At 59.7% G+C, this 4,643-nt stretch carries 5 protein-coding genes; all 5 read right to left on the reverse strand.

Going from position 1 to position 4,643, the window contains the following annotated elements; genetic code table 11:
* The coding region (locus ACP5J3_RS10880; RefSeq protein ID WP_428495716.1) for a hypothetical protein at positions 1–666 on the reverse strand (666 nt) is incomplete at its 3' end.
* 15 nt (positions 667–681) lie between these two features.
* Positions 682–2,028, reverse strand: a complete 1,347-nt coding sequence (locus tag ACP5J3_RS10885; protein WP_428495717.1) for a hypothetical protein — start codon at positions 2,026–2,028, stop codon at positions 682–684.
* A gap of 71 nt (positions 2,029–2,099) precedes the next feature.
* Complete coding sequence (locus ACP5J3_RS10890) at positions 2,100–3,017, reverse strand: hypothetical protein (RefSeq protein WP_428495718.1); 918 nt, start codon at positions 3,015–3,017, stop codon at positions 2,100–2,102.
* Positions 3,014–4,156 (reverse strand): hypothetical protein, encoded by a 1,143-nt coding sequence (locus ACP5J3_RS10895; RefSeq protein ID WP_428495719.1) that lies wholly within the window; start codon positions 4,154–4,156, stop codon positions 3,014–3,016. Before ACP5J3_RS10895 ends, ACP5J3_RS10890 begins: the two co-directional genes overlap by 4 nt.
* A 265-nt stretch (positions 4,157–4,421) precedes the next feature.
* The coding region (locus ACP5J3_RS10900; RefSeq protein WP_428495720.1) for a hypothetical protein at positions 4,422–4,643 on the reverse strand (222 nt) is incomplete at its 5' end.

A 4,643-nucleotide genomic window follows, 5' to 3' on the forward strand; every position in this document is an offset into this window, starting at 1 on the left:
CCAAGGAGTCTCCATAAGAAGATACTCCCCCACCCTTCTGTAGACTGCGAACTTCTCGCCTATGTGGGCGCCGCCGCCAGGCGCCTTGAACTCCAGCAGTATGTGGCCCCCCGCGACGCCGTAGAGCGCCCCCACGGCGCCGGCGTAGAGCACCGGGTACCCCGAGACGCCGCGGATAACAGACTCAGCCCCGCCGGGACGCACCGCGGCGCCGCCCCACAGAAGCCTAGCAGGCCTCCACCCAGCCGCCGCCGAAGGCGGCCAGAGGTGGCGCCGCCACCGAGGAGCCGCCGCGTCCACCTCCACCAGCAGAGAGCCGGGTCTGAAGACACCCCCCTCAAAGACGTAGGTCGGCGCCAGGACCCTCCCCCTCCCGCCGCACACCACGTACACCAGGGGGCAGGGAGAGATGTCGATAGGAACCAGGTAGAGCGAGGCCCCGGCGGACCCCACCTGCGCATACCCCCTGCAGCTAGGCGCCGAGAAGTAGACGCGGACCTCCTCCAAGAGGCAGGAGGCGTCGCGCTCCACCGTGGCCAAAAGCCCAACGGAGCTGTCCAAAACCCAGCCGCCGGCCCAGCGGCGGGCGAGGCTCTCCATGAAGAAGACGTCTACCCGAGCCTCCTCCAACACGTCGAAAAGCGGCGAGGCAACGGGGACGGCCACGCCCACAGTAGGCGGCTATTTTAAAAACTCTACGTACCACGTATACGCCCTGTAGCGGTCGGCCACCCTCCCCACAGCCTCCCCTATGCCGTACAGCCGCTCCCGCGCCTCGGCCTCCCTAAACCCGTAGTAAACCTCCTCGGCCACCCTCTTCAAAAAGCTGACATCCCGAAGCTGGTCCAGCGACACGTCGTATGTAAAAACCACTGCTCTCTTTGCGTCCGCCGCCACCACGACGAACCTCACCCCGCCGGGGGCAAAGATCTTCTTCAGGTCTGGAAATATCAAAACCTGGCTAGCCATAAACGAGCTGGAGACCCTCCCCCCGCCCGGCAACCTCCCCCCGTTGTATACAGAAACCAACGCGCTTAACAACGCGGCGTTATCCCTAAGGAGGTCAGCCAGCACCGCAGCCCTATCCGCCACCTTGCTGAGCTCCAAATCCGCAGGTCCGCCCAGGCCCTCCATATTCTTAACCTCCCCTATCAACAACCTGCCGTCGTCCAGAACCCCCAAGATGTCAAGCCGGTAGCCCGTGGGGCTTAGAGGTATGAAGGCAGTCTTCCTCCCAAAGGCGGTTTCGCTAATAGCCACGTCCCACACCCACCTCCCATCGCGGTAAACCGCCGGCAGAGTAACCTCGGCACCCACCGCGGCGGGGTTTACGCCGGCAATCTCCGGCATCAAAGCCGCAGAGAGGTACTTGTAGAAAGTCTCCGGCTTACCCTCCAGCGCATATAGAGAAGAGCCGTATGAGAGGACATACACCTCGCGGTTCCGGTACACCCCCCTATACACGTCGCCACTAAACCCACGCGCAATAGCCAAGGCGGTAAACATGTCGTTATAGCCAATAACAACAGGGCGGCCGCTCTTTACATCCACAACCTCACTCACCAGATAACTCGCGGTACCCACACTATATTTCGAAATCCTTATCTCAAACCCACCACCCCCGCCAACCACCACCGAAGACACCCGCGTAAGACCGGTCACTTCGAAACGCCTCCCCAAATCCCTCGCCCTCATAACCGCCACGTCTCCAGACACCCTCACCCCCACAATATGTTTCCCAAACATAACCGCGTCAACACCACCCTTAACACGGCGCAGAAGCTCACTATCTCTAAACACCGGCACGGGAGGCTCGTAGCTGAAGGCGGCCATTGCGGCGAGTTGTCTGTTGCCTAGCCAGTCTTTGTTTTTGGCGAGGTCGCTGAGGTCTACGAAAGCCGACGCGATGCCCAGCCACCTAGCCGCCTCCACCTCCTGGGCGTAGGTGGAGAAGGCTTGGAGAGCCCCGTCAACGAAACAGTCGGCGTACGCGCCGTACCGCCCCGCCTCCGAGTAGAGCCTAGACACAAAACAGGAGAGGGAGCCTTCCAAAGAGAGACCCCACGCAACTACCAGCGGCGCCGGGCGGCGTGTCTGGCCTAGTCCCAGCAGGTGTGGCAGGTGGCGTCTGTCAAGAGGCCCAGCGGGTCCTGGCTCATTGCCAGCAAGACCGGGGGGCACGGATCCGCCAGAGGCCAGTCTAAAACCACCCAGTTGGGGATATCCAGCTCAGCCAGCTCCGGAATTACAAAAGGACGCGAACAACTCCACGAAGAAGGCACGAAGAGATCAGACACAACCCCCCACCCAGCCAGCACGCCCCTCACATACCCCAACAACGCCCTGGCCACCTTTACGCCCTCCTCACTACAAGCGACAAGCCTAGGCGCCCCACACGGCGACTGCACCAAATCCACGTCGCCCACATACGGCCCCACAACCCTAACATAGCCAACCTCGCCAAAAACCTCCAGCGGGTCCTTCACCGTAGGCGTAAAAACAGCCTCGTAAAGCCCGTCGTCTCCAATCAACACCCACCTGCCGTCGTCTAGCGTGCCGAGGACGCGGTGCCAAGCCAGCCAAGAGCCGACGCGGAGGTAGCCGTCCTTGCGCCTAACCACTGGGAGCTCCGCGCCGGTGAGAGAGCCGGCGCCAGCGGGGTAGCGGCATTTGGAATTTAAATCCACCCTATCCACTGTGTAGTTCTCGGAAATGGCTATGTTGGAAAGCTTCATATACAAGACGCCTCTGAAATCTTCCCGCGCAAAAATGCCGTATCTAAACCACCATCTAGTAAAGCCGCCGCCAGTCTTCACAGAAGGAATGCAGACAGGCTTAAAATCGCCAAAATCAAAATTCCACGGCTCATACTCTACATCACCACGCACAACTTTCAAAAGGCCATATTTCTTCATCTCTTCATAAGTACAGGTGTTAAGCGACTCATACTCCTCGAAGCGGCACCTGTACACCAACATCCCACGAGACGTCCTCCCCACTGTGTATCTATCGCTCATAGTCTCCAGTCTAGTAGGCTGTAGTCCCCTAGCTTTAAGAGCGGGGCGCAGGTGTCCGCCAGCGGCCAGTCGAGAGCCTCGCGGCCTAGGGAGAAGACCCGGCCCTCGCCGAGGAGAACATGAGGGACACCCCCCTCAGCCTCGCACCTATGCCCAGCCGCCGCCAGCGCATCCCTCGTATCTTCAACACATGCGACAAGCCTAGGCGCCCCACACGGCGACTGCACGTCGTCAACATCGCCTCTATAGGGGCCGGCCACCCTAACATAGCCAACCTCGCCGAACGTCTCCAAAGGCCTCTCCACAGTAGCCGTAAACACAGCCTCGTACAGACCGTCGTCCCCGACGAGGACCCAGCGCCCGTCGTCTAGCGTGCCGAGGACGCGGTGCCAAGCCAGCCAAGAGCCGACGCGGAGGTAGCCGTCCTTGCGCCTAACCACTGGGAGCTCCGCGCCGGTGAGAGAGCCGGCGCCAGGCGCAGAAACCGGCTGACCCACAGGAGACCAAAACAGCCACCTACCCCCAAAAACAAACTTACATAAACTGTAAGTAGTTGTGTAGAAATTGTCTTTATATTTGAAAAGCGTGGCGACGCCGTGCTCTTTTAACACAACCGTCATAGCCTCGCCCTCGGGGTAGTTTAGCTTCATCACAATCGTCCAAATCGCATCGTCAGACTGGTTGTGGACCCACCACCGGATGCCCGCCAGCGGCGGTATACAAATACGTTGAAACGCCCCCTCGTACCGCTCAACATGTTGAAAAAGAAGAGAGCCGCCGCCTGTAAGCACACGCCCACCTACAAGCACAGGTTTAGCCAAGACGAGGCCTTTCACTTCGTAGCGCGGCAATTCGACAAACCCGCCGTTGCTCGCAACTCTACAACTACCCACAACCCTCCCCCTGTCGACTAATCCGTCGAGATTCTCCAACTCCCCGCCACACGCCTCCCCCCACAGAGCGAAGACGAACCCCCGGGGCGTCCTGCCCACAAGAGTAGCATTGACGGCTACATAATCGTTACGATCGTAAATACACGGGCCGACGTACTCCTCAACTCTCGCCACGGTGCCAAGCCAGTGTTTAAACAAAACCTCCATATAGAAATACTCCCCTCTTAAGTATAACAACTGCCCCACGCCTTGTAAACCGCCTCTTCTACAATTTTAAAATCGCCAGCCACCCTTTCAAAAACTAAAAGCCTGACGGTATACCTACCATCGCCTCCGCTGTAAACCCCAAAGACGAGCCTCGCCGGGGGGCTCCGGTCCAGCAAACCCGCCCACTCCGTCAGCGCAGTTTTAATCTGCGGATAAGCTAAGACTTTATCCGAAACTCCACGCCTCTCTCGCGGCACTTTCAACCACGCCGAAATCCGCCGAGGCGGTGTTCAGCGCCATAAGTCTAAAACTGCCGCCCTTCGCCAAACACAGGCTTGACAAAACCCCGCCGCTTGACTAAACCAGACCGCTCAACGACGGCACCCCTGATCTGCGGATATGCCGACGCACTATCCACCACCTCGCCTTGCGCCACGGCGCCTTCACAACACACCAAGCCCCCACACCGCCGAAAGACCCCCCGCCAGACACGCCCAGCCCACTGCACGCCCCGCCAATACGCCCT

The organism is Pyrobaculum sp. (assembly GCF_049971835.1).
Classification (GTDB): Archaea; Thermoproteota; Thermoprotei; order Thermoproteales; family Thermoproteaceae; genus Pyrobaculum.

Excerpts from the sequence above, each read along its gene's own strand:
- ACP5J3_RS10890 (WP_428495718.1), bottom strand. The coding sequence starts at position 3,017 with ATGAGCGATAGATACACAGTGGGGAGGACGTCTCGTGGGATGTTGGTG.